This window comes from Vibrio sp. CyArs1, assembly GCF_022432925.1.
GTDB classification, from domain to species: domain Bacteria; phylum Pseudomonadota; class Gammaproteobacteria; order Enterobacterales; family Vibrionaceae; genus Vibrio; species Vibrio mediterranei.
The window spans coordinates 173,904-197,242 of the sequence record NZ_JAKRBO010000001.1; the positions used below are offsets into that span (position 1 = coordinate 173,904).

At 42.8% G+C, this 23,339-nt stretch carries 24 protein-coding genes; 8 read left to right on the forward strand and 16 right to left on the reverse strand.

Annotated elements, in window-relative coordinates:
* Positions 1–2 precede the first annotated feature (2 nt).
* Together MMA19_RS00760 and MMA19_RS00765 are read right to left on the reverse strand one after the other, a co-directional pair.
* Positions 3–308, reverse strand: a complete 306-nt coding sequence (locus MMA19_RS00760; protein WP_031494346.1) for a fructose PTS transporter subunit IIB — start codon at positions 306–308, stop codon at positions 3–5.
* A gap of 15 nt (positions 309–323) precedes the next feature.
* Positions 324–773, reverse strand: a complete 450-nt coding sequence (locus tag MMA19_RS00765) for a hypothetical protein (protein ID WP_124941959.1) — start codon at positions 771–773, stop codon at positions 324–326.
* Positions 774–1,065: 292 nt separating this feature from the next.
* Here MMA19_RS00765 and MMA19_RS00770 point away from each other — a divergent pair, with 292 nt between their 5' ends.
* Together MMA19_RS00770 and MMA19_RS00775 are read left to right on the forward strand one after the other, a co-directional pair.
* Positions 1,066–1,215: a hypothetical protein gene (locus tag MMA19_RS00770; RefSeq protein ID WP_006070452.1), complete on the forward strand. Its 150-nt coding sequence runs from the start codon at positions 1,066–1,068 to the stop codon at positions 1,213–1,215.
* Positions 1,216–1,713 (forward strand): hypothetical protein, encoded by a 498-nt coding sequence (locus MMA19_RS00775; protein ID WP_240205238.1) that lies wholly within the window; start codon positions 1,216–1,218, stop codon positions 1,711–1,713.
* Positions 1,714–1,777: 64 nt separating this feature from the next.
* Here the strand turns inward: MMA19_RS00775 and MMA19_RS00780 are convergent, their stop codons facing one another.
* The gene (locus MMA19_RS00780) at positions 1,778–2,947 is read right to left on the reverse strand and encodes an MFS transporter (RefSeq protein WP_006070450.1); all 1,170 of its coding nucleotides are present in this window, start codon (positions 2,945–2,947) and stop codon (positions 1,778–1,780) included.
* Between the two features lie 414 nt (positions 2,948–3,361).
* On the opposite strand from MMA19_RS00780, the gene MMA19_RS00785 reads away from it, so the two are divergent.
* Together MMA19_RS00785 and MMA19_RS00790 are read left to right on the forward strand one after the other, a co-directional pair.
* The gene (locus tag MMA19_RS00785; protein WP_240205239.1) at positions 3,362–4,861 is read left to right on the forward strand and encodes a DUF1800 family protein; all 1,500 of its coding nucleotides are present in this window, start codon (positions 3,362–3,364) and stop codon (positions 4,859–4,861) included.
* A gap of 6 nt (positions 4,862–4,867) precedes the next feature.
* Positions 4,868–6,634 (forward strand): DUF1501 domain-containing protein, encoded by a 1,767-nt coding sequence (locus MMA19_RS00790; protein ID WP_240205240.1) that lies wholly within the window; start codon positions 4,868–4,870, stop codon positions 6,632–6,634.
* A gap of 63 nt (positions 6,635–6,697) precedes the next feature.
* Here MMA19_RS00790 and MMA19_RS00795 read toward each other — a convergent pair whose 3' ends face one another.
* The 4 genes from MMA19_RS00795 to MMA19_RS00810 all read right to left on the reverse strand — a co-directional run bounded on the left by MMA19_RS00795 (position 6,698) and on the right by MMA19_RS00810 (position 10,577).
* Positions 6,698–7,051: an SMR family transporter gene (locus MMA19_RS00795; RefSeq protein ID WP_006070447.1), complete on the reverse strand. Its 354-nt coding sequence runs from the start codon at positions 7,049–7,051 to the stop codon at positions 6,698–6,700.
* Between the two features lie 165 nt (positions 7,052–7,216).
* Complete coding sequence (locus tag MMA19_RS00800) at positions 7,217–7,723, reverse strand: hypothetical protein (protein WP_240205241.1); 507 nt, start codon at positions 7,721–7,723, stop codon at positions 7,217–7,219.
* Positions 7,724–7,957: 234 nt separating this feature from the next.
* Complete coding sequence (locus tag MMA19_RS00805; protein WP_240205242.1) at positions 7,958–9,583, reverse strand: peptide ABC transporter substrate-binding protein; 1,626 nt, start codon at positions 9,581–9,583, stop codon at positions 7,958–7,960.
* Positions 9,584–9,959: 376 nt separating this feature from the next.
* Positions 9,960–10,577, reverse strand: a complete 618-nt coding sequence (locus MMA19_RS00810; RefSeq protein ID WP_081411538.1) for a TfoX/Sxy family DNA transformation protein — start codon at positions 10,575–10,577, stop codon at positions 9,960–9,962.
* Positions 10,578–11,022: 445 nt separating this feature from the next.
* On the opposite strand from MMA19_RS00810, the gene MMA19_RS00815 reads away from it, so the two are divergent.
* A complete protein-coding gene (locus MMA19_RS00815) occupies positions 11,023–11,691 on the forward strand; it encodes a hypothetical protein (RefSeq protein ID WP_124941972.1) in 669 nt (222 codons plus the stop codon).
* A 117-nt stretch (positions 11,692–11,808) separates the two neighbouring features.
* Positions 11,809–12,189, forward strand: coding sequence for a nuclear transport factor 2 family protein (locus MMA19_RS00820; protein ID WP_031495514.1), 381 nt, complete (start codon positions 11,809–11,811; stop codon positions 12,187–12,189).
* Between the two features lies 1 nt (position 12,190).
* Here MMA19_RS00820 and MMA19_RS00825 read toward each other — a convergent pair whose 3' ends face one another.
* From MMA19_RS00825 to MMA19_RS00840, 4 genes are all read right to left on the reverse strand, one after another.
* Positions 12,191–13,435: a glycine betaine/L-proline ABC transporter ATP-binding protein gene (locus MMA19_RS00825; RefSeq protein WP_171389444.1), complete on the reverse strand. Its 1,245-nt coding sequence runs from the start codon at positions 13,433–13,435 to the stop codon at positions 12,191–12,193.
* On the reverse strand, positions 13,435–14,328 hold the full coding sequence (locus MMA19_RS00830) for a proline/glycine betaine ABC transporter permease (RefSeq protein ID WP_006070440.1): 894 nt from the start codon (positions 14,326–14,328) through the stop codon (positions 13,435–13,437). The genes MMA19_RS00825 and MMA19_RS00830 overlap by 1 nt, the downstream gene beginning before the upstream one ends.
* 167 nt (positions 14,329–14,495) lie before the next feature.
* Positions 14,496–15,506, reverse strand: coding sequence for an ABC transporter substrate-binding protein (locus MMA19_RS00835; protein ID WP_240205243.1), 1,011 nt, complete (start codon positions 15,504–15,506; stop codon positions 14,496–14,498).
* A gap of 91 nt (positions 15,507–15,597) precedes the next feature.
* A complete protein-coding gene (locus MMA19_RS00840; RefSeq protein WP_006070438.1) occupies positions 15,598–16,479 on the reverse strand; it encodes a DMT family transporter in 882 nt (293 codons plus the stop codon).
* Positions 16,480–16,572: 93 nt separating this feature from the next.
* Between MMA19_RS00840 and MMA19_RS00845 the strand changes: the two genes are divergently transcribed.
* Positions 16,573–17,454 carry a LysR substrate-binding domain-containing protein gene (locus tag MMA19_RS00845; RefSeq protein WP_006070437.1) on the forward strand — a complete coding sequence of 294 codons (882 nt, stop codon included), beginning with the start codon at positions 16,573–16,575 and terminating at the stop codon, positions 17,452–17,454.
* Between the two features lie 47 nt (positions 17,455–17,501).
* On the opposite strand, the gene MMA19_RS00850 is transcribed toward MMA19_RS00845, so the two are convergent.
* The 5 genes from MMA19_RS00850 to MMA19_RS00870 form a co-directional block, all read right to left on the reverse strand.
* The gene (locus MMA19_RS00850; RefSeq protein ID WP_240205244.1) at positions 17,502–18,398 is read right to left on the reverse strand and encodes a hypothetical protein; all 897 of its coding nucleotides are present in this window, start codon (positions 18,396–18,398) and stop codon (positions 17,502–17,504) included.
* Between the two features lie 165 nt (positions 18,399–18,563).
* A complete protein-coding gene (locus tag MMA19_RS00855) occupies positions 18,564–19,094 on the reverse strand; it encodes a hypothetical protein (RefSeq protein ID WP_240205245.1) in 531 nt (176 codons plus the stop codon).
* Positions 19,095–19,126: 32 nt separating this feature from the next.
* The gene (locus MMA19_RS00860) at positions 19,127–19,762 is read right to left on the reverse strand and encodes a hypothetical protein (RefSeq protein WP_240205246.1); all 636 of its coding nucleotides are present in this window, start codon (positions 19,760–19,762) and stop codon (positions 19,127–19,129) included.
* A gap of 411 nt (positions 19,763–20,173) precedes the next feature.
* Positions 20,174–21,412: a porin gene (locus MMA19_RS00865; protein WP_240205247.1), complete on the reverse strand. Its 1,239-nt coding sequence runs from the start codon at positions 21,410–21,412 to the stop codon at positions 20,174–20,176.
* A gap of 343 nt (positions 21,413–21,755) precedes the next feature.
* Entirely contained in the window at positions 21,756–22,154 is a 399-nt protein-coding gene (locus MMA19_RS00870; RefSeq protein ID WP_006073566.1) for a hypothetical protein, read from the reverse strand.
* Positions 22,155–22,250: 96 nt separating this feature from the next.
* On the opposite strand from MMA19_RS00870, the gene MMA19_RS00875 reads away from it, so the two are divergent.
* Positions 22,251–23,177, forward strand: a complete 927-nt coding sequence (locus tag MMA19_RS00875) for an aldo/keto reductase family oxidoreductase (protein WP_124941979.1) — start codon at positions 22,251–22,253, stop codon at positions 23,175–23,177.
* Positions 23,178–23,339: the final 162 nt, after the last annotated feature.

Consider the following 23,339-nt stretch of genomic DNA (forward strand, 5'->3'; position numbering starts at 1 on the left):
AATTACACCTCCGCTGTTAGCGCCTCAAACAAAGCAGAGCCGTGCTTAATTGGATCTGCTACTTTGCATTCAATTTTAGGAAGTGAAGCGAAACGCTCAACACCATTTATTGCCACATCAGCTGCGATAATAGCAGCGTCAGCTCGCGCAATATCTTCAGGAGTAATTTCGTTTTCAGCTCCCATACTACCTTGAGTCTCGACTTTTATTTCGAGTCCCAATTCCTTGGCTTTAACTTCAAGCGCTTCAGCGGCCATATAGGTATGAGCTACGCCAGTAGGGCAAGCGGCAACGCACACGATGAACATAATGTAATCCTCTTTTTATTGTAAAAAAAAACACACAACTGCGATAACGCTAGTTGTGTGTTTTTTGATGTTTCTATCAACTAATGTAAGAAAAGCGTAGGCTTTCTCAAGTACAGAGTACTGACATGCTTTTAAAATCTCTGTAAATCCTACAATGGCAATAAAGCTCAATACAAGACGTAGTAAGCGAGCGTGTTGCACCGCGTACTTGTATTCATGGTTGAATCGAGTCGTTGCCATTGGAAGAGAAATCGCTCTAAATGGAGGAATGAGTTCGGCGCTCTTAGTCCATAAATTAGAGTATTGCTCTGCAAGATTGAGCTCGTCTGTTGCGAGTTCTGATTGAGATGCGTTCGTCAGTTTATCTACGGAATCAATAGATTGTGGTATGAAAAACAAACAAAAAGAACGAAGTGCAAGCAATAACAGCTTGATGCACTCCGTAACTTTTAGTTTAAATTTCATTGTTGGTTTCATTTTATCTATCCAATTCCATATTGATGCTTATATTATATTTGAATTCCAAGTATATCCGTGATTGAGATCTCAAATGCAATTTAGCTTTAAACAATTATTCCACTCTCAATTAAAAAATAAATTTTCAATGATTTATGGATTAGTTTAAGTAATGCATTTCGTTTGGGAGGATGATAGCGTTGAGCCCATTAGTCGATAAGACTTTAGTCTTGTTTCCTTGAAGAGTTGGGGTATAGCGACTAATTTTGAACATATCTAGATACTGCATAAGGAAATGCATATGGATATTGTCGTGATGCTTACCAGTGGCCAGTTTGGCGTGTTAGAGGACTGCGAAAGCCTTGAGTTAGAAGGTGAGATGGTGGAGTGTTGGGTCGAGGCTGAGGAGAGCTTCGAGTATCGCTCTGGACAAGTAGAAAGAGTGCTCTAGATGAAAAAGTGGATACTACCCGTGATTTTGGGGTTGCTGGTGGCTTATGATTGGTCTTTTTCAAGGGATGCGTTGGACAGCGAAGACTTTGTCGCCTCTTTTGATAAGCAATCCCCCGATGAAAATGACGTGAAATATCATTTGGATACTTTAACGGCTAACAAGAGCCAGTTAAATGCGGCATTAACCTACTACTATCTAGCCATTTTAGTTACTGAAAAAGATACTGAAATGAAAAAAGACCGTATTGCGTTAGCTAAACAGCTGGATGAAAAGCGACAGGACGTTATTGATAGTTATCGCTTTTCAGAAAAAAATGTCGCTACGTATGATCAGGTTCTTAAGTACGTTGCCGATAGTATTACTTCCGACGAAAAGCGATATAACCGTTGGTACCAGATTCAATTGGCGGGGCAGGGCGATATAAATCAACGTCTTGTTAAAGTCAATGACATGCACGCTAGCTACTCTCATTGCCAACTTGGTACCTATTGTTAAGTACGAATAAGGCCGTCATTGACGGCCTTATATGGTTTTGTGTGTCAAAACATGGTTACTTGAGCTATTTCTTAACGACTAAATTGAGGACAAACAACAGCGCGATAGGAAATAGTGAGGCAATCAACATCCACGCCCAGCCTTGAGTATAGAGGACGAATCCCGCTCCTAATGAACCCGCCGCTTGAAATCCAGTGATAGAGAAATCGTTTACAGCTTGCACTTTGAATCGCTCACTAGGCTTGTATGTTTGAGGTAATAATGTTGTCCCTCCGATAAATAAGAAGTTCCAACCCACACCAAGTGCTACTAATGCCCACCAATAATGGTGTACGGAATGTCCTAGTAGAGCGATGACAATACAAGCAAGGAATATAATGCAACCTAAGGATATCAACTTGTAGAGACCGATGCGCTTAATGATCAGCGGAGTGATTAATGACGGTAAGTACATTGCCATGACATGACTCTGAATGACCCATTTTGCGCTTTGGATATCATGTCCATGACCTGACATCGCAAGTGGTGTCGCAGTCATTAAGAAAGCCATAACTGCATAAGCGGTAAGCCCAGCACCGATAGCGAGCCAAAGTAGGGGTTGTTTAAATAGAAGTGAAAGGGTGCGCGCTTCACCTACCTCGTTATTGCTATCGTGAATCTCTAGAGGTTTCATTGCGATAGCCAGAATGAGAGCACCAACGATCTCTAGAGTCCCTAGTGCCGCATATGCCCGAGCGTAATCAGACTCAAACATTGGGATAAACTGGCCCAAATTGAGCAGTTCAGGACCAACCCATGCTGCTGCAATACCTCCGACCAAAACTAAACTTATAACACTGGCATGTTGGGAAGGGTTTGCACAACTCTCTATTGCTGCGAATCGATATTGACCGACGTAGGCTAATTGAGTGCCAAGAATAAAAGTGCTCAGTGAGAATCCCCAGAAACTGCCATTATCGATGTTCCAAGCTGCAAAGAAGGCCGCGACGCTGCTTACTAGCGCAGCGATAACGAAAGCGCGTTTTCGACCGATTTTTCTTTGGATACGAGCAGCGGGAAAGATATTAAGTGATACGCCTAAAATCAAAGCAGTGACCGGAAAAGTAGCGAGGGTCGGGTCACTATGAAGACTGGTACCGACAATGCCTCCCAAAAATACGTTTAAAGCGCCTACAGAGAGGACAAAAGGTTGGACTGTGGCAAGTAACCAAGCATTCCATGGCAGAGTTCTCATGATATTTCTTACTAGTAGCACATTAGTTTAGTCTCTATGGTGCAGGAACTGGCTAGAAAAGCAATCTGTAATTTGTTTAAAAATCGGCTATTTGCTCACCTTATAAAATTCTTCAATGAAAATTGGAATATTCAATCTAAATTATCGAAGATTGATAATCATCTAAAAAATACTTTTATTTTTCATTAGTTATTCTGATCTATTTGTTATTAAAGTAATTATTCTTATTTTATTATGTTGTTTAAAGTCTAATTGTTGTGATTAATATAATCTCTTTATAAGTGTTTGTATTGATTTTTATATGTTCAACTTTGCTTAGGAAGGGTTATTTTAAATCTGGATTTTGTGTTTGAAATATATTTTGTGGGTACTAGTTTTATAAATGCGAGCTAGGGAATAATATAAGGAATAACTATGGATGGTTTATCATATAAACAGGCATCTAAATTTCTTGATGCAGCGACGATGGGAATTAAGAAAGGCGATGTTGAAGCGTTATTAGTTAGTGATGATAGAAACGGCTGGATCGACCAACAGATTAACCTCAGTTACACAAACCATGTTTCACAAACGTTAGTACAGCAGCAACAGCGTGGTCAAACAACCCTTACTCAGGAAATGAGAGTCTGTGCTTGGTTTGATCTTGCTTTGCAAGATGACGCTCAGTTACGTCAACGAGTTGCATTCGCACTAAGTCAAATTCTGGTTGTGGGCGACCGCGATGCGCAATTGGCACCGTATCCATTAGAGTTAGCCAATTACTATGACATTCTGACAACATACGCTTTCAGCGACTACAAAACGCTGCTTTATCATGTCACACGCTCACCCATCATGGGACATTACTTGACGATGGTGGGTAACCTTCCCAAGTCTCAAACTGGTGTGAATCCAGATCAAAACTATGCACGAGAAATCATGCAGTTGTTTACGATAGGTCTAAATAAACTTAATCCAGACGGAACACTTTATTTAGATTTGGAAGGTAACCCCGAAGCTAATTATGACGATGCCGATGTAGAAGATATGGCAAGAATATTTACTGGTTGGTTTATGTCTAATAGCAGCATGAATGCTCCTATGGAAGCAAACAATTCTTACCACGATATGGAATCAAAAAAGGTGTTGGGAGAGAGCTTTCCGGCTGGCGTTGGAGCGGAACAAGAACTCGATCACGTGCTGGAAGTGTTAGTCAAACACCCTAATACCGCCCCGAATATTTCTACCTTGTTGATTAAGCGATTTGTCACCTCTAACCCGACTCCTGCCTATGTGGGGCGAGTCTCATCCGTGTTTAAACAAACGGATGGAGACCTAGCAGCAGTGATTAAAGCAGTATTACTTGATGACGAAGTAAATGCAGAAGGAAGTCTATTTCGCGCGAAACTTCGCGAGCCCATATTGGCCATGACCTACCTGTATCGTGCTCTGGATAGCAAACCGGGGGCAGGCGCAACTATCACACCAAATGCCATGCTATATCAAGACACTTTTGGTCAATATCCACTGGGTTCACCTTCGGTATTTAATTTCTACTCTCCAGATTACCTACCAATGGGCGGTCTTGGCGAGCAAGGGCTAACTGCTCCTGAGCTTGAGATCATTGATTGGAACCAAACCGTTAAAATGAGCAATATTGCTTGGAAACTGGTTACCGATAATGGTTATAAAACTAGCTCAAATAGTTCTGGAGAACTCTATCCGGATGTGTCGGATTTTGTGTCGGCATCTGGAGACTACTCACAGCTTATAAATTTAATTGCAAATCGATTCTTTGGAGGAGAAGTTCCTGCAGATTTAGCGCCTCGATTTGAAGGTTTATGGAATGCGAAAAGCGATAATAATAAACCCTACTCGGTATCAGCCATGCTTTATTTTGCATTTATCTCTCCCAACTTTATGGTTCAGGAGTAAAGTACTATGAAATTAACAAGACGTAATTTTATTAAAAGCACTCTTTATAGTTCTGCAGCAACTTCTATTCCATTGACGTTATCATTGCCGTCGAGCGCTTTAGCAAATGATGGAAGTGATTATAAAGCCTTGGTTTGTTTATTTCTCTATGGTGGTAATGATTCTTTTAATATGCTTGTTCCAAAATATGGAGAAAATTTAAATAATTATAGAGATTCCCGGCCAGATATTCAGTTATGGGATCATGAGGTGTCGCAAATTGGTCATATTATGGACGACAATCAGCAATCCTTAGCCCTCAATGCCGCTATGCCCAAAATATCCAGTTTGTTCGAGACCAAAGTGGCGACAAGTATCGTTAATGTCGGTTCATTAATCGAACCAACAACCAAGGAAAACTACAACGTTGTCAAACGCTCTCCCAATTTGGGGGCGCATAATAAGCAGCAACTGGCATGGCAGCGAAGCTGGGCGACGAGTCAGTATCATCCTTACGGTTGGGCTGGAATGATGATGGACCTACTAGCGACTGGGGCTGAATCCATTTCACCTAATCTCTCTTTCAGTGGTAACGAGCTAATGAATGGTTCGGGAGTGCAAGACCTTAGAGTGAGTTCATCGGGAATTCGTGCAATGTCCTCTTTGTCGGTAAACTCAGTAAACAATAATATTACCAAATTACTTGCTGATAATAATGCATCGGAGTTCGGTAAGGCATACTTGCAGAGCTTCCAAGACATCTTAGATTTTCAAGATACATTGGGAGATTTGCTCGACCAATACCCAGAAGATCCAAACATTCCTTCCAGCTACCTTGGATCTCAGTTGAAAATGGTCAAAAGACTTATCCAATCTAGTGGCGGCCTTAATCAAGCACGTCAGGTATTTTTTGTTTCGCTAGGTGGGTTCGATAATCACAGCAACCAGCGTGGCAAGCATGATGGTTTGCTGACCACGATTGACGATGCTGTTTCCGCATTTTATGCCTCCCTTGAGGCTGATGGATTGCAAGATAGCGTAGTAACTTTCACCATGTCTGATTTCGGTAGAACCATTCAAAATAACAGTAATCGAGGTACAGATCATGGATGGGGAAGTAACCAATTAGTTATAGGCGGTAGTGTAAAAGGCGGCAAAGCTTATGGTCGCTATCCAGAGTTTGTTAAGGATGGTCCAGACGCAATAGGTAACAAGTTTATACCTACCACAGCGTCGGAACAGTATGCTGCGACATTATGTCGATGGTTTGGATTATCGGAATCTGGAGTTGACTATATCTTCCCCACTTTGTCGCCAGATAAGGAAAATCACTTCCCAAGCCGTTACTTAGGTTTCTTAGGGCAGGATTTAACGGAAAGCGAAAATCTAGCAATCGCCGGTGTCGCGGCCTCTGTGACTCGGGTAGATCATACACCAGAGATGGCTATTGATGGTGACCCTACGACGAAATGGACGGCGAAAGGCGAAGGGATTCATTTTGATATTACATTGTCAAAGATATCTAGCCTTGATGTGCTGCGTTTTTCACAAGCTAAGGGCGATGTAAGGCAGTACTTTATGGATATATCGGTAAGTAGCGATGGCGTGCAGTTCACTAAACTCATGAGTTACCAAACACCGGGAGATACAACTGGCTATGTGGACGTAGAGCTTGGTGGTCAACAGGCCCGTACCCTAAGAATTACTTGTAACGGCAATAATGACCCTGTGAACAGCAAGCTGGTCAAATGGAACAACTTCCAAGAAATTGAAGTATGGGGTAAGCCTGCATAGGTTATTACAAATAACGGAGGGCCCGAATCAGGGCCCCTAGTGAAATCGTTGATGAGGTTGAGATCAGTGACCTACGGTTTTCGAAAGCAAGTTGACGACAAGAACGCCAGATAGAATAAGCCCGATTCCGACAATTGCCGCTAGGTCCAATTTCTGCCCGTAAGCAAAATATCCGACCGTCGCTACTAAGACAATGCCTGCACCGCTCCAGATCGCATAAACCACACCAACCGGCATACTTTTAACGGTGACAGATAACAAAAAGAAAGCCACGGCGTAGCCGATACCAACCACTAGGCTGGGAGCCAGCTTGGTAAATTGTTCTGTCTTAGGAATAAACGAAGTTGCGATCACTTCAGTTACAATGGCTATTGAAAGTGCAATAGCTGGAGGCAGAGAAACAAGAGTTTGAAACATACTGCATTACCACCAAACAAGTGAATACGAAACCGCTCGTACTCTGATGGGCGAGAGTATAAATAATTTCAAAAACTTTGGTAGTGTTGGTTGGGTAAATAATTATTACACCAAAGAGATAATAAATAAGTGAGCGCGGCCGTCACAGACCGCTCCCACGTAGTCTTATGCTTGCTGAGCCACGAGTGCCTTTTTCTCAAGAAATTTAGCAATCGCAGTAACACCAGCAATGTACATAGCGCCACCAAGAAGAGCTACTGCCATCCAAGATAAGCCATGCTCAACAACGTGGTCTTTGTGAAGAATACACATCACCACATAAGCGAACGTAATATAACTAAATGCAAAGTGCGCGATTGGCCCCATACCAATAGTAATCAGAACAACACCAGCAACGTAAATGTAAAACGCGTTCTCACCGCCAACGATAGGCGCCAGTGCTCCCAAGGTTGCAGGGATTAGCATTCCCATGGCGATACCTACAATACCAGCTGCGAAAATGTTCTTAAGTTTGCTTAGGTCAAATCTTGCTTCAAAGAAAAAGATTAGCGCAAGGAATGCAGGCCATTTATCGTGAATACCTAACTTCTGAAGAATAACCGTACCGGCTACGATCCAGATTGTTAGCATTAGCGTTTTTGTCATATGTGCTGAATTGAATACTTGATTCATTATTGGATTCTCTAAATAAGGTGTAGTGAAAGAGGTTGGCGCGGATTCTATAGAGCAGGGATGTTGAGGTCACTAGCGAAAAAAGGGGATCTATCTGAAACTAGGATAGTTTCGAATGGCGATTGGCAAGGCTATAAATTGATGCTCATTGTATAAACAATGAGCATCAATGAGGTTAATGGTTTGAAAACAGTGATAGTGGTGCACTATCAAAGAATGCGCGTAGGCGCTACTTTACTTTGGTTGAACAAAGTACATGTCTTTAGCGTAAATATTGCCCTTCGGGTTATTAATCGGGAAGCCCTTCAGAGTATTTCGAACCAGTCGAGTATGCTTGTAATAGTAGAGTGGAATCATCGGTGCGGCCTCGGCTAATATGGTTTCTGCTTGGTTGAACAGTTGGTAGCGTTTGGCTTTATCTGCGGTTACGCTAGCACGTTGCATTAGCTCATCAAATTTCGCATCACAGAAGCCACTTTCATTTTCAACGTGGTTGCAAGTGTATGAAGCTAACACCGAGGAGGGCTCAGCGTAATCTCCAAATGACCATGAACGCGCTATCTCAAAATCTCCTAAAGATTTAGCTGAGACATAGGCTTTCCATTCCATGTTCTGCAGGTGAACTTTGACGCCAAGCGGCTTCCACATGGAGGCGAGGGCCAAGGCTATCTTTTTATGGTTTTCACTGGTGTTATAAGTCACTGTAAATTCGAGCGGTTTGTCTTTGTTATATCCAGCTTCTGCTAACAACTGTTTTGCCATTTCCAAACGCTGCTGCATGCTCTTATCGCTGTATGCCATATGTGGAGCATCGTAATTTGGAATGATAGATGGAACGGGCGTATAAGCAGCGACTTCTCCTTGACCAGTGATCTTCTCAACCAGTATGTTGCGGTCGATAGCAACGGTAAGGGCTTGTCGAACTTTGGCGTTATCGAACGGCGCTTTTTGGGTGTTGAAAGAGTAGATATACGAACCAAGTAGTGGCAACCCTTGGATTTGAGATGGATCCTCTTTAATCAAACGTTGATATTGCTCCAACTGAATTCGGTTGGTCATATCAATCTCACCTGATTGATAACGCACAAGTTCAGCATTTTGAGAAGCAAGACCAAGATAGGTCACGCCATTAATGACAGTGTGTTGGTCGTCCCAATATTGTGGATTACGCTCTACTTCAACATACTCATTAGGTACCCACTTAACCAACTTATAAGCACCATTGGTGACCATGTTCTCTGGACGAGTCCACTGGTTACCGAACTTTGTTACTACTGCTTCAGGAAGAGGAAAGAAGGTCTTCACACTCATCAAGCTTAAGAAATACGGTGTTGGTTTGGTTAAGGTTACTTCAAGAGCAGTGTCTGTAAGCGCTTTTACACCCAATTCAGAAGCTTTAACGTCTCCCGATAAGATAGCGCCAGCATTAGCGATGTTGGCGGTCTTGAAGTAGTGTCCAGTGTTGTTACCCGTACTAGGATCTACCGCGCGTTGCCAAGCAAAGACAAAGTCTTCTGCTGTTAGCGGCGAGCCATCAGACCATTTGAGATCTTCTTTTAGTTGGAAAGTCACTGTTAAACCGTCGTCGGAGACACTCCAAGACTTGGCTTGACCTGGAATCATTCGCCCATTTTGGTCCTCGATAATTAATCCTTCGAACATATCGTTGGCAATAATGTCGCCCGGCATGCCCGAATTAACGAAGGTTGGGTCGATAGTGCTAGGCTCGGCTCCATTTCCTCTAACAAGATATTGCTCATTTGCTAATACCGTCCCATCCGGAACATTGGCAGAGAGTGCATGAAAAGACGTCGCGATAAGTAAAGAGGCAATGGTGAGGGGGAGCGTTTTTTTGTTCATTGAGTACATCCTATACGTAAAACTTTGTCCGTAATAACTCCCATTTATAACTAAAATTGTCTCCTATTTAAACAACTTAACTACAATTAACCGCAATAAGTTTAATGATTTAATTTACAAATTAGTACAGTGGAGTGTGATTTGGGTCGGGTAGCCTACATATGACGGGGCTTGATCTACATTTCGAAACAATTGGTCATCTATTGAAGTGGGTTTGCAATCACTTGATAAGGTTATTCGCTATCGAACCACTGAAGCACGTGGTTTAATAACGGTATGTGCTTAGTTGTCCTGTCCACTTTCAATTAACACATGCATCCAACATAGACATTGTATTAATGTTTTGCCCTGCAGCCTTTGGCCGCAGGGCGTTTTTTTAATGAGTAAGATAGTCGGAGCCTGCTTGGCGAGAAAGTGTCTCTCGCAATGTTTCAGGAAGGATGCTCCAATGTATGCCTTCCAACGCACCAGCTATATAAAACAGTAAGTTGATTCCCGGCTGTTTATCGTGGCTACCACACACTGCTTTATAAGCATTCACAGGACCTTGCTCTCTTAATTCATCAATGGAGTGGATGCCCGCCTTACGTAACATTCGTTCCGTTTTATATTGCATATTAGGAAGGTCTTTGATGCGCGTGGGCGTTTCTTTACGCCTTTTTTCTTCCAAACCTACACTCCAAACTTCTTCGCAGAGCTTTGCAATTTGTTTATCGCAATGTTTTACAGCTTCAGGAATGGAATAGTAACTAGATAAGCTAGGGTAGTTGCGAGACGATGAGCGCCAATGAAACTCGTATGGCGTACACCCTAATTGCGAAAATTCGTCCTTAAACTTACTATTCGGTGCTCTAAGGTAGAGCTTGTTGCCCTTTATTAGTGCAAACATCACACCATTAGACAGAACGCCTTTCCCGCCAAATACAGAACGGATGCTTATCTCTTTAAGCTCAGTGTACGCCTGTATTGAGTCTACAAAGTTATCTAACATCATCTCTCTCCTTGAATGTGTTACGAATAGGGCAATTTGCGCTTTCGATAAGAAACTGTGATTACAGTTGCATTAATTGTTCCAAATTCTTAGCCGTTACAAATTTTGTGAGAGTGAGGTTGGAGTTATGGTGCGGTTAGAAACGATTTTAACGCAGAGGTTCTTCACTGTTCATAAAACTGAAGCGTGACTTTGCTAAAACGTAAAGAGGCAAACCGTGAGCAGCGAACAAGTTAAGTTCTAGTTTTGATGCAAGATTGAGACAGATTAGTTTTCAGTCTATTTGCTACTTACTTGAATAATGAATCGCGGCTACATTCATTAGGGTACGTGTTCAGAACGTTAGTTGGTAAAGGCTTTACCGAGATGGCTTAAGTTTGTAGTAAAGGTAACTGTTTTAGGTTGTCGAATGCTTCAATGCAATTTCTGAATATCGTGAGGAATGGAAATGCTAGAGCCTTGTACCGTTCTAACATGGGCTGATAATCAATTGATAACGTCCGATACTTCGTGGGTTTTGACCCATCATCAGTACTACCCTCGTTGCGAACAGCCCGTAACAACTAGGGCTCTTTGTGAGTTAGATATCTATCTTAAACGATACCAATACTTCACCGAACCTCGTGGTGTCGTTGACCCTAGATTTCCCATTTTAGCCTTTTCATATGGAGAAGGCAGAGAGGTTAATCAACTCATTGCCGAGCAAGTCATTACTATTATGCTCAGTCAGCCAAGGATTCAAGCTATCCTGCAATGGGAAATCTGCGACATTGTTTTAGACTCGCAGCCAAATTTTAAGTCGCGCGTTACTTCCATTCAGTTCGGGCATAACGAGACTTATATGACAACAAAAGAAGTCGCTTTGAAGGCTATTCAGTATACCCAAGTTCGCAAGGTGAATATTGTTGCTCAACTTTGGCATGCAAGCCGTTGTATTCGTCAGGCAGAAGAATGTGGTTGGCACTGTATTTCCTTGCGGGGTGTCGATGCTTTTGCTCCAACTGACCCACAGCCATGGGTTCGCCATCCGCTGTCTTGGTTGTTAAAAGAGAGTCGCTATCGTTATACCGAGTCTCAGGAGGGCAATTTCGTCATTCAACCTAGGACGACGGTGTAGCTGACGTTATGCCATTCGCTTCTTCTCTACCTTAGTTCTCAAAATTCACCAAACTGTATATGTATACAGTTGTTTCTGCGTTAGATTATCACCAGTAACAACATGGAAGGTAGATTTATGGAAAACGTTAAACAGATAGTTGAAGCGTATTGGCGTGCAATGGAAGGGAATGATTTCTATTATGCGAGTGAGTGTTTAGCAGAAAGTATTGAAGTTCATTGGCCTCAGTCGAATGAAAAAATCGTGGGAAGAGAGAACTTTGCTGCGGTAAACACTGAGTATCCCGCTAATGGGTTGTGGCAGTTTGATATTGTTTCTATTGTTGCAGAGGGTAATACGGTCGTTACCGATGTTAATGTCACTGATGGAAAGATCAAAGCAAAAGCCATTACGTTTCATACCGTTGAAAATGGAGAAATCGTCAAGCAAGTAGAATATTGGCCAGACGATTATCCGGCGGCAGAATGGCGCAAACGCTGGGTTTGCGCCATTAGTTAAGTTAGGCTGCGCCCTTTTTTGGCTCAGACGTTTCCTCTTCCGAGATTTCATTTTCGCTGGTGTTATCACTTAGTACATCAGCAAGCGTTGACTTAGATAGGTGGCCTTGAAGGTCGCCGTTGTCATCGACAACCGGAAGAGGGTGATCGTTATCCAGCGTTTCTGGAATCACTTCCTCCAACAAAGCATCGCTTTTCACCGCAGGAACATCATCCAACATCTCATCAGGAATTTCCTTATGGTAATCAGAGCGCTCAACTTGCTCCAACGCTTCTTGAGTAATGACTCCTTGGTATCCTTCGTCAGTGACAACGTAACCATAATCGTGTTTTGAACGACGCATTTGTGTCAGCGCTTCACCAAGAGTTTCGGCAGTAATGCGCGAAATAGGAGGTTGCATCACTGTCTCTACGGTTAACGCACGCGCACGATTAACGTCTTTAACAAAGGCTTCAACATAGTCGTCCGCTGGGTTTAGCAGTATGTCGACAGGTTTGTCTTGTTGAACAACCACGCCATCGCGAAGAATTGCGATGCGATCACCTAAGCGCAGTGCTTCATCCAAATCGTGAGTGATAAAGATAATGGTTTTGTGCAGTTTTTCCTGAAGTTCGATCAGCTGGTCCTGCATTTCGCTGCGGATTAACGGATCGAGTGCTGAGAATGCTTCATCCATTAAAAGGATATCGGCATCGGTACATAGAGCGCGAGCAAGGCCAACACGTTGCTGTTGTCCTCCTGAAAGTTGGCTAGGGTATTGTTCTTCATAGCCTTCTAAGCCCACGGTCTTAATCCATTCTTTTGCCTTGGCTAAGCGCTCTGTTTTGCTTAAGCCTTGAATCTGTAACCCATACGCTACGTTGTCGATGACTGACTTATGCGGAAGTAATCCAAAACGTTGAAATACCATCGACATCTTATGGCGGCGGAAATCTCGCAAGTCTTTATCGGATAGTTTCATCACGTCAGATCCATCAACGATAATCTCACCTTCAGAAGGGTCGATGAGGCGGTTAAAGTGACGAATCAATGTGGATTTACCCGAGCCGGAAAGCCCCATGACGACGAAAATTTCGCCAGGGTAGACATCAAGGTTGATATCTTGAAGTCCAAGAGTATGGCCAGTACGTGCTAGTAGCTCATCTTTGGTCTCACCGTCCTTGACGGCTTGTAAGTACGACTTATCTTTAGGACCAAAGATCTTATAGAGGTTTTTAATTTGAATAATTGGCTGAGGTTGAGTCATTATTCTCTTCCTCCTAAGTGAGCTTGGGTACGCTTAGCGTAGCTTTGGGAAACGCGGTCGAAGATGATAGCAAGTGCCACGATCGCTAGACCATTTAAAAGACCTAAAGTGAAGTATTGGTTGGTAATGGACTTAAGCACAGGTTGGCCCAATCCCTTCACCCCAATCATAGAGGCAATGACCACCATGGCGAGCGCCATCATAATGGTTTGGTTGATACCTGCCATAATATTTGGCATTGCCAAAGGAACTTGCACGCCAAATAGGCGCTGCATCGGACTTGCGCCGTACGCAGTAGCAGCTTCAAGAACTTCTTTGTCTACTAAGCGAATACCGAGATCTGTCAGTCGAATCACTGGCGGAATGGCATAAATGACGACGGCAATAACGCCCGGAATTTTACCAATGCCAAGCAGCATGACCACGGGTATCAAATAAACAAACGCTGGCATGGTTTGCATAATATCGAGTATCGGAGTGATCACGGCTCGTGCTTTCTTAGACTGAGCCATAATTATACCGGTAGGTATTCCGAGCGCGATGGCGACAAAGGTGGAGACGAGAATAATACTCATGGTTCGCATGGTATTGTCCCACATTCCGAAGAAGCCGATTAGAAAGAATGCAATACCAACAGAAGCACTAAGCTTCCATGAGCGGCTGGCTAAGTAGGCTAGGCCGACCAAAATACCGAGGATGAGCCACCAAGGGCTAGAAAGAAGCAGCTTTTCAAACCAGATTAAAAAACTCAAGAGAGGGTCAAAGATGGATTCGATGGCGTCGCCATATTCGCGAGAGAAGTCGCGATATGCGCCGTCGAGGGTTTTACGAATATCGAGTAGTTGTTTTCTATCGAGCTGAGGTATTTCACTCAACCAACTGGCATTAGACATCTGTTACTCCTTGATTACTTCTGCCATTTAAGAAGATCCCTAACTTAGGGATCTTCTTTTAGTGTGATTGACGCCAACCAATGCCATCATGGCGAGTATTGGATCAATCTCTGACTCTAATTTGCCTCTAAATCCGAAGAGGCAATCCTTCTAGAGCTTTATCTCTTTTACAGTGAATCAACCGCTTTTTGTACTTTTGCGGCTACGTCAGGTGACAGCCATGCTGCCCACGTATCTTTGTATTCCTTCATAAAGTGCTCAACGGCATATTCACCATCTGCTTGCTCGTCTTCCATCCAAGCAAGTAGGCCATTCATTTGAGCATTGGTGAATTCACGCTGCTTGAAATACGCCATCGCTTCTGGTGACTTCTTCGCAAAGCTATCGGTAACAACCGTCTCAACAGCTGAAGGTGGGTACATCGTAGGTTTAGGATCAAGACATTCTTCTTGGGTAATACAGTCTTTAAACATGGTCTCGTCGACACCGCTGCCAAAGTCTACTTTGACCATTTTGTATTTACCAAGAACCGCAGTCGGTGCCCAGTAATAACCAAACCACGCTTCTTCACGTTCATAGGCTTTCGCAATCGAGCCGGAAAGACCTGCACCTGAACCTGGGTCGACTAGTTCAAATCCCGCTTGTTCCATACCTAGTGCATTAAATAAGTTACCAGCAGAAATTTGGCAGTTCCAACCTGCTGGGCAAGTATAAAATGCGGATTTACTTGGGTCTTCTGGGTGAGTGAATTTCTTCGCGTTGGCAAGTACGCCTTCGATCGTTGCGAGAGTAGGATCTTGTTTAACCATGTATTCAGGAACCCAGAAGCCTTCTTCACCGCCATCGGTAAGCGTGGTTCCGGCGTATTGAATCTGGCCTTCATTAACACCGAGATCTAAGGCTTCACGCATTGAGTTACTCCAGAACTCAGGTGCGATATCAGGTTGTCCTTTTGAAATCATCGATGCGCCTGTTGGCATGGTATCGCCGGGAACAAGCTCTGCATCACAGTCGAAACCGTGTTCCAGAATAAATTTATCGATGTTGGCGATGAGTGTGGCTGAATTCCAGTTCATGTCAGCGATAGTGACAGTACCACACTCGTTTGCAGAGGCTGTTTGAAGACTTGATGTAGCTAAAAGAGATGAGAACAATAACGTCCTAGTTAAGTGTTTCATAGTGATTTTCCATTTCAGAGTTCGCTATTAAGTATATGAAATGGAAAAAATATTACAAATTGCATTCACAAACTGTTCACATTGCTGTGACCTAGCTTTCAACAATCGCGGTCTCTTTATGCATTCGTTTGCGTTTCTTCTCATGTTTGGTTAACCAGACAATAGGAACGACGATCATCAAGGTACCAATTGCCATAAAGATATCGGGAACTTCACCGAACCACAGTAAGCCCACTGCCACTGCGCCAATCAAACCGCTGTATTCTGCGCTGGCAATTTTGTTGCTATCTACAGAACGATAGGTTAACACGCACGTCGCCGCATAAATCAAAATAAAGGTGCTTGATGCGGCGGCCACAGGAAACGAACTCCAATCCCAAGATTGACCTTCCATGTATGCCAAACATAACGAGACTGGCATTCCAACAAGGTTAGTGATGAGTAACGTGTGCACGACCGATTGCTGTTTAGGCAGTTTGCGAATTAGTAGATTGTTTACCGCTATAGTAAGGGCAACCACCAAGGCCGATAAGGCGGCAAAATCGACTTGGTCAGGTCTGATAATGACTAACACACCGGCAAAACCCATAATCGCTGCCGCTATGGTTTGGCGCGAGAGTTTCTCACCAAAAAACAGGCCAGCTAAAGGTAACATCATCAGCGGTGCTGCGTAGAAAATAGCATTGGCTGTTGCCAATGGCATTGATGAAATGGCGTAAACCATGAATATGGCGCCAAACAACCACACGTGTGCTCGCAGAGCATGCCACTTCAAACCTTCAGTGATGTTTTTTGGTTTACTAAATAGGAAAAAAGGCAACAAGATCAGAACCGCTGACAACTGACGGAAGAAGACGAACTGAAAAACAGCGACGTCATTACCCACACTTTTAATCAGTGCGTCTGACAAAATAGCAATTTGATTACCAAACACGAGCAAAAGCATCGCTACGCCGACGGTCATTGGTTTCATGTTTATCCTCCTCTTCCTCTTTACGAGAGCATACGAGATGACCTAGGATGAAGTGAAATGATAAATATTCACTTAGTATGAGTTATTTAGATAATGAAACTTCCTCCGTTACGTGCTGTCCATTGTTTTGAATCTGTAGCAAGAAACCTAAGCTTTTCACTTGCCGCTGAAGAGCTCAATGTGACCCAAAGTGCCATCAGTCATCAGATTCGTTTATTGGAAGAGTATTTAGGCGAAGTGCTGTTTATTAGACAAGGGAGAAAGCTGTCACTTTCTCAAATTGGCGAAAGCTATTTGGAAGAGATTAGCCCTGCCGTTGCGTCTATTGCGAAGGCCAGCCAGAGAATTAGGGAAGGGGAGCGTGGCACGATCCGTTTAGCGCTATACAGTTCGTTAGCCGTAAAGTGGTTGATTCCAAGGTTGTCTGATTTTAAGCGCCTATATCCTGAAATCGAGCTGACACTAAACATGGTAGCGGAAGATCCTGAGTTATCAGATAACATAGGTGATTGCTTTATTACTGTAGAGAAACCTAGAAGGAATTTTGTTGCCGAGTCTTTGTACAACGAAGTTCTCTACCCAGTTTGTAGCCATAAAATCTGGAAGGAGATAGATGGAAAAAACCTTCCTGAGGCGCTTTGGAACTATCCCATTTTGTCGACGGATTCTGTATTTAGAGAAAGAGGTAAAGACTGGCTAAAATGGTGTCAAGCAGGCGGTATTACCATGCCAAAAGACCTTGATATGCAGCACTTTAGCCATATGTTGCTGGCCGTAGAAGCGGCGAAGTATGACCAAGGAATTACGTTCGCTAATGGTTACATGATGACTGAGCGAGACTTACAAGATTTGGTCGTGATCCCATCACATGGATTAGAAACGGGCGACAATTTCTATTTCGTTTACAAGAAGAGTCGTGCCCGACAGCCAGAAATTAAGAAGCTGGCAAGTTGGCTACAACAGCAGTGTGGTTAGCGTTCTCCCTAATTCGGTTAGGAAGAACGCTTAGTGTAGTTAACATATTAGGCTGGTTCGTTCACTTGCTTAGTGGCAAGAAGTAGCTCATTGACTTTATTGATAGAGAAGGCTTTATCGACAGCTAAAGTAAACTCGCATAATCCTACTTTAATAATGAGCGAGTTTAGCTCAGGGAAGTGAGGATGAGGTTCTAGCGATACTTTTTCAATCAAGCCGATTCGAATAAAGGTGTGACCAAATTTATAGTTGGCATCTTTAACATCGATGATGTGTTTACCTTGGTTAGCGATAATCAAATCAACGCCATCGGTCATAATCATTGAGCGTAACAGTTTGTATTGCACGAAATTATGGTAAAGATCCATGATGCTCGTGCGTTTTCTCTCTGTGAGCATCATTTCGCTTTGGTAAGCCAGTATGTGCAGCGGCTCTAATAGCTTTTCGGTGCCACAATAGAAACTGTAGGTCACTTTGTCCAACAAACTCGCGTCATTTAGTTCTGTAGAAATAGGGTAACTGGTTCTCGGAGAGACAATTTCACGCAATAGTTTTATCACATGGCTGGCAACGTCTTGAGATACGAGGTTGTATTTGATGATCATCTCGCCTTGAATCGATTGAAGGCCAATGTAGTTGTCGAGCAAATCACCGCCATGAGTGAGGAACAACACATCGGTGTACCACATTTTCTCGGCTTGAATCCGCTCACCATCAATCTTCAAATGCATGATGAAATCTTGTTGAATGATGACAACTTCGGGATAAAGCAACATGCCTGGCTTCATATTTCTACGTTCTTGATGCACAGGAATCTTAAAGCTGTATACCGCGTCTTCAAAGAAATGCTGCTGTTCTGAGAACTGGGGTGGAATGTCTTCTTGCGATTTTATTTCGATCAACCAGGGGCCAAACTGGTCATACTCTTTCTTTAGATCGTACATACCTACCTTCCTTGTTGTCTATTATTTGCTCAATATAACTCTATGTAAAATAATAGCAGGTTGTTGTGATCTTACTCGAAAGACCACCAATAAATGATGGTGGTTTGAATGGTGTTATGTTGTGGAGCAGAGGCTAAGCTGCTCCACTTTGTTTATCCCTCGTTTTTAAAACAACACTGCCGCGCCTAAGAAGAAATGATTGGATGAACCCCGATAGTCGGTCGGTTGATTCGTATTCCAATTTAACGTGTCGTTGAGTGTGACATCGTCTCTGTAACCCTCAACATAGATTTCTCCCCACGGAACAGGAGCCCAAGCTGCACCTAAATTAATCATCGCCACTTTAGTATTGGTCTTGTTAGCCAAGTCATCTTTATCTAACGCCCATTCATAACTGCCATAGAGACGGATATTTTCGGCTACATATAGGTTTGCACCAAGACCAACATTATCCGTGGTGCCTTTGAACGCCGGATTGGTTGCGCCATCTTCGGACATAAATCGTTCGTAGCGTCCGGAGACAGAGAGTAATCCCTCAGAAAAATGATGTTCGAAAGCAACGGCATACTGCTTAATGGTTGCATCCGTTGCTGTCAGGCTGGCACTTGGGTCTGGTATGCCGAGTAAGTCGATAAACTCGCCATTAATATGATTGGCTTGGTTATATGCCGCCGCTAGGTAAGTACCGAAATCCAAAGTATAGGTTGCAGCGACACCAAAGCCATTATCTATGGTGATAGTAGGGCGCGTCTCAACAGGCGCATATACGGAGCCAAAGTAAGGCCATTACCAAACGAGATTTGGTCCTCATTACGACTGGCTTGATATTGCAGTCCAACATAGTAATTCTCTGACTCTTTTGACCACACAACAGTATTCTTGGTTCGTCTGCTACCCAGCTCATCAGACTGCATCATATTTAAGCCACCAGCCCAATATGCGTAATAGCCCTTGTCTGTTTTCATGTAAGGGCTTTCTTGGCGGCCAATAGTTACTTGTCCGTAAATATCATGGCCGAAGCCAACATAGGTTTGGCGTTGCTGTAATGCAATGTCCGATGTATCTGATTGAGTACCAAAGTTAACGTCCCATTCCAGTTTTACGAGGGCTTTAAAGTGCCCATGGGTGTGGGAGATATCGAAGCCCAAATATGAGCCAGGATCTTCTACGTGGATAACATCGCTATTGTAGTTGTAGCCATTGGCGTTACCCATGGCGGTAGCTGAGTTGTAATCATAACGGCTAAGCTGCGCGGCTATCGCCCCGTAAATTGATAGCTCGGTACCTTCATCGTTGTAAAGCTCTATTGCATTGGAAGAAAAAGTTGCCAAAAGTGCTAGGAAAATAGGGTTCAGTTTAGTCATGTTTCTTAAGCTTATAATTAGGTTGCAAAAGTCACTGCCTACGTTTTAAACGCTAGCGTGTCATAGTATTTAATTATCTTTTCTATATTTGTTATGTTTGAATTTGTTATGTTTTTGTTTGGGTTATTATGTCCCTCTGTATTAATATGTTGGCTGACCGAAGTTTAATTAAATGGTGTGGAATTATTCATGGTACAAATCACAACTTATAGTTTTATAATTTTTTATGTAATTAATTAGACTATGGTAATGACTGTTACTTATAGAATTAATGAATGGATTAGGGTTGAGGGGAGTAAAGAAATCTGTCGCTGATTTAGGTATGTTGAAATATCAGGGGTGAAATGTGGTTGGAATGTAAAAATGCCTCCAGAGAAGGAGGCATTAAGTAGGTCACATTTTAGTCACTATTTAGAAGAAAACAGCTGCGCCTAGGAAGAAGTGAGCGCCTTTGGATTCAGTGTCTGCACTTGTAGGGAAGTTTTCGTAATCGATACTGTCGTTAAGTTGCACATCGTCGTAGTAGCTTTCTAAATATACTTCTCCCCATGCTACTGGAGCCCAACCAAAACCGACGTTGTAGATGTTTGCTTCAGATTGAGTTCTGCCAGTCAGATTGTTGTTTTCTTTCGCGTATTCATAGCTTCCGTAGATTCGCATTGATTCTGTAAAGTAAAAGTTAGCACCTAATCCGAAGTTGTCAGTTTTACTGTCGAAGATTGGGCTGCTGCTACCATCTTTTGCTTCGAAGTGCTCATATCGTCCAGAGACAGAAATTGCCCCATCCATGAAGTGATGCTCAGCAGCCAACGCATATTGTTTCACTTCGGCATTGTCTGCTGTACCGGTGGCGCTGCCTAAGATATCGATAAAATTCCCGCTGATATCATTTGCTTGGTTATAAGCAGCAGACACGTATGTTCCGAAATCAAAGGTGTAGGCGATTGCGCCCCCAAAGCCATCTTTAATGGTGATTTTAGAACGTGACTCCAAATCAAAGTTACTATCTAGCGTGCCACCAACTATGAATGAGCCAAAGTTTAATCCGTTACCAAAAGCAATTTGTTCTACATCTCTGCGTGCTTGATATTGCAATCCTAAATACAAATTATCGAAATCGTTTTGCCAAACGACAGTATTTGGAGCACGACGACTTCCTAACTCATCAGACTGCATCATATTAAGGCCACCAGCCCAGTATGAGTAATAGCCTTTGTCAGTTTTCATATAAGGACTTTCCTGACGGCCAATCGTCACGGTACCAAAGTCCTCATGACCGAAACCAGCGTAAATTTGTCTTGCGGTAAGTGCCTCTAAACTATCTCCATATCCATTAACGTCGGTTTGCGTCCCAAAATTAACATCGAACGCAATCTTGGCTACGCCTTTAAACTTTCCCTGTGTATGACTGATATCAAATCCAACGTAAGACCCCGGATCTTCGATAAATGTAGAGTCGTTATTTAGACCATAAGCCAGATCGGAGCCCATTGGTGTGGACTCATCATAATTGTACTTACTCACTTGTGCAGCAATCGCACCATACATAGTAAGTTCAGTGCCTTCGTTATTATATAATTCGATAGCGCTAACTTGAGAGGCAGCAAATACACTTACAGCTAATGTAGAAAGTTTGAATAGACTTTTCATAGTTATTCCTTTTTATAATTTCCGTTTTTTGGATAAAAGAATCCCCATTCAAAAATAAATCTATTTTTGAATACCACTATTAGGGGACATAGTTTGGAGCAGATTAATTAATCTTTGTTGATGGTTTCCCACTTTATTAATAAATACGTTATTTATATTTAGTGTAAGATATTTTTTTCAAACGTGTGTTTAACCTCGGTCACATTTATAGGACCGATGATTGCTCATGTATGAGCTAGGCATATAGAAGGAGGGTTGTACTTTTTATAAAACGAATGGTTGTTAGTGAAATGTTACTCTTAGTGGTATTTCGGTAATAAAGATGAGGGATTTTTGAGTGTATTCATAACTCAGCAAGCGAAGTCAGTAGTCGTTTCATGCCTGATTGATCCAAATATCCATCTGGCTTTTTGGTCGCGCGTAAATATTGATAAGCAGTGATGAGCTTACGATGCTCGAAAATGTCCTTTTCAGCTAGGCGAGTGCCGTTAACGGCCTCGTAAGCCAGTTGGTAAGCTTCCATATCGACAACTTCGGCCTGGCGGTACAGGTATCCGCATCCTGTCGCTAACCATTCGAGTGAACAGTTGGCTTTCATGGCGATTTGGTTTGCTTTTGCTAAGCTTGGTTCACTACCTTTTAAGTATTTGCGAATGAGTGCTTCTGATAGCTCGACACGTCGAGCAAATCCGCTAACACTCTCTTGTCCAATCAATTCTTGTAGTCTGTCTGCAAAGCTCACAACTTCGTACTCTAGTTCGTTTTTTCGAAGTTTACCCGTTGAGAGCTAGGTAAAACAAGCATAGGATGTTGGCAGACTTAAATAAGGAGATAACCAATGGTTTCGAATGTTACAGCTGTTTCGAAAGTGACAATGGCGCCAAATGGACCAGAGTTTTCAGAACTGGTTCAGGGGTATTGGCGATTAGCCGATTGGGGAATGACACCGCAACAACGTCTGACCTTCCTTAAACAGCATATTGAACTCGGTGTTACTACTGTTGATCATGCTGATATCTACGGTAACTATGAGTGCGAACGTTTGTTTGGTGAGGCGTTAGCGCTAGATAGCTCAGTCCGTGAACAGATTCAAATCGTCTCAAAATGCGACATCAAACTGTGCTCAGATAAATACCCGGATCGTAAGATCAACCATTACGATACCAGTGCAAAACATATTTATGAGTCAGTAGATAACTCGTTACAACGCTTGGGCGTAAACGAGTTAGATGTACTGTTAATTCACCGTCCAGACGTTTTAATGGATGCTGATGAAGTTGCTGATGCGTTTAATGAACTATACAAGATTGGTAAGGTCAAACACTTCGGCGTTTCAAACTTCTCGCCACGCCAGTTTGAATTGCTGCAATCGCGTTTGAGCAAACCACTAGTGACTAACCAAGTAGAAATTAACCCGCTTAATTTTGAAGTGGCTCATGACGGTACGCTAGATCAATTGCAACAACTTCGTGTGTTGCCAATGGCATGGTCAACACTTGCTGGTGGAGAAATCTTCAACGGCAAATCGGAACAAGCGAAGCGAGTCCGAGCAGAACTTGAGGCAATTCGCAACGAAGTAGGGGCGGCCAGCATCGATCAGGTGATTTATGCGTGGGTTAAGCGTCTTCCTTCGAATCCTTTACCTATCATCGGTTCAGGCAAAATTGAACGAGTTAAAGCAGCCGTTGCTTCTCTAGAAATAGAACTTACTCGTGAACAGTGGTTCAGAGTTTGGGTTGCAGCAAAAGGTCACGGTGTGCCATAGATACATTAAGTCGCCCGTATTAAATGACGAGGACCTTGCTTTGATTCATAGCAAGGTTTTTTTCTAACAATCGCTGACTTGGTGAGTAGTGCTTACTATGATACATATTCTGACATAAACAGTGTTTATTATTAGCGAGAGTGATGTTATAACATAACAATT

Excerpts from the sequence above, each read along its gene's own strand:
- MMA19_RS00865 (WP_240205247.1), bottom strand. The coding sequence starts at position 21,412 with ATGAAAAGTCTATTCAAACTTTCTACATTAGCTGTAAGTGTATTTGCT.
- MMA19_RS00835 (WP_240205243.1), bottom strand. The coding sequence starts at position 15,506 with ATGAAACACTTAACTAGGACGTTATTGTTCTCATCTCTTTTAGCTACA.
- MMA19_RS00810 (WP_081411538.1), bottom strand. The coding sequence starts at position 10,577 with ATGATGTTAGATAACTTTGTAGACTCAATACAGGCGTACACTGAGCTT.
- MMA19_RS00785 (WP_240205239.1), top strand. The coding sequence starts at position 3,362 with ATGGATGGTTTATCATATAAACAGGCATCTAAATTTCTTGATGCAGCG.
- MMA19_RS00860 (WP_240205246.1), bottom strand. The coding sequence starts at position 19,762 with ATGACTAAACTGAACCCTATTTTCCTAGCACTTTTGGCAACTTTTTCT.
- MMA19_RS00795 (WP_006070447.1), bottom strand. The coding sequence starts at position 7,051 with ATGTTTCAAACTCTTGTTTCTCTGCCTCCAGCTATTGCACTTTCAATA.
- MMA19_RS00825 (WP_171389444.1), bottom strand. The coding sequence starts at position 13,435 with ATGACTCAACCTCAGCCAATTATTCAAATTAAAAACCTCTATAAGATC.
- MMA19_RS00815 (WP_124941972.1), top strand. The coding sequence starts at position 11,023 with ATGCTAGAGCCTTGTACCGTTCTAACATGGGCTGATAATCAATTGATA.
- MMA19_RS00790 (WP_240205240.1), top strand. The coding sequence starts at position 4,868 with ATGAAATTAACAAGACGTAATTTTATTAAAAGCACTCTTTATAGTTCT.
- MMA19_RS00845 (WP_006070437.1), top strand. The coding sequence starts at position 16,573 with ATGAAACTTCCTCCGTTACGTGCTGTCCATTGTTTTGAATCTGTAGCA.
- MMA19_RS00820 (WP_031495514.1), top strand. The coding sequence starts at position 11,809 with ATGGAAAACGTTAAACAGATAGTTGAAGCGTATTGGCGTGCAATGGAA.
- MMA19_RS00805 (WP_240205242.1), bottom strand. The coding sequence starts at position 9,583 with ATGAACAAAAAAACGCTCCCCCTCACCATTGCCTCTTTACTTATCGCG.
- MMA19_RS00875 (WP_124941979.1), top strand. The coding sequence starts at position 22,251 with ATGGTTTCGAATGTTACAGCTGTTTCGAAAGTGACAATGGCGCCAAAT.
- MMA19_RS00800 (WP_240205241.1), bottom strand. The coding sequence starts at position 7,723 with ATGAATCAAGTATTCAATTCAGCACATATGACAAAAACGCTAATGCTA.
- MMA19_RS00765 (WP_124941959.1), bottom strand. The coding sequence starts at position 773 with ATGAAATTTAAACTAAAAGTTACGGAGTGCATCAAGCTGTTATTGCTT.
- MMA19_RS00780 (WP_006070450.1), bottom strand. The coding sequence starts at position 2,947 with ATGAGAACTCTGCCATGGAATGCTTGGTTACTTGCCACAGTCCAACCT.
- MMA19_RS00775 (WP_240205238.1), top strand. The coding sequence starts at position 1,216 with ATGAAAAAGTGGATACTACCCGTGATTTTGGGGTTGCTGGTGGCTTAT.
- MMA19_RS00840 (WP_006070438.1), bottom strand. The coding sequence starts at position 16,479 with ATGAAACCAATGACCGTCGGCGTAGCGATGCTTTTGCTCGTGTTTGGT.
- MMA19_RS00760 (WP_031494346.1), bottom strand. The coding sequence starts at position 308 with ATGTTCATCGTGTGCGTTGCCGCTTGCCCTACTGGCGTAGCTCATACC.
- MMA19_RS00770 (WP_006070452.1), top strand. The coding sequence starts at position 1,066 with ATGGATATTGTCGTGATGCTTACCAGTGGCCAGTTTGGCGTGTTAGAG.
- MMA19_RS00830 (WP_006070440.1), bottom strand. The coding sequence starts at position 14,328 with ATGTCTAATGCCAGTTGGTTGAGTGAAATACCTCAGCTCGATAGAAAA.
- MMA19_RS00850 (WP_240205244.1), bottom strand. The coding sequence starts at position 18,398 with ATGTACGATCTAAAGAAAGAGTATGACCAGTTTGGCCCCTGGTTGATC.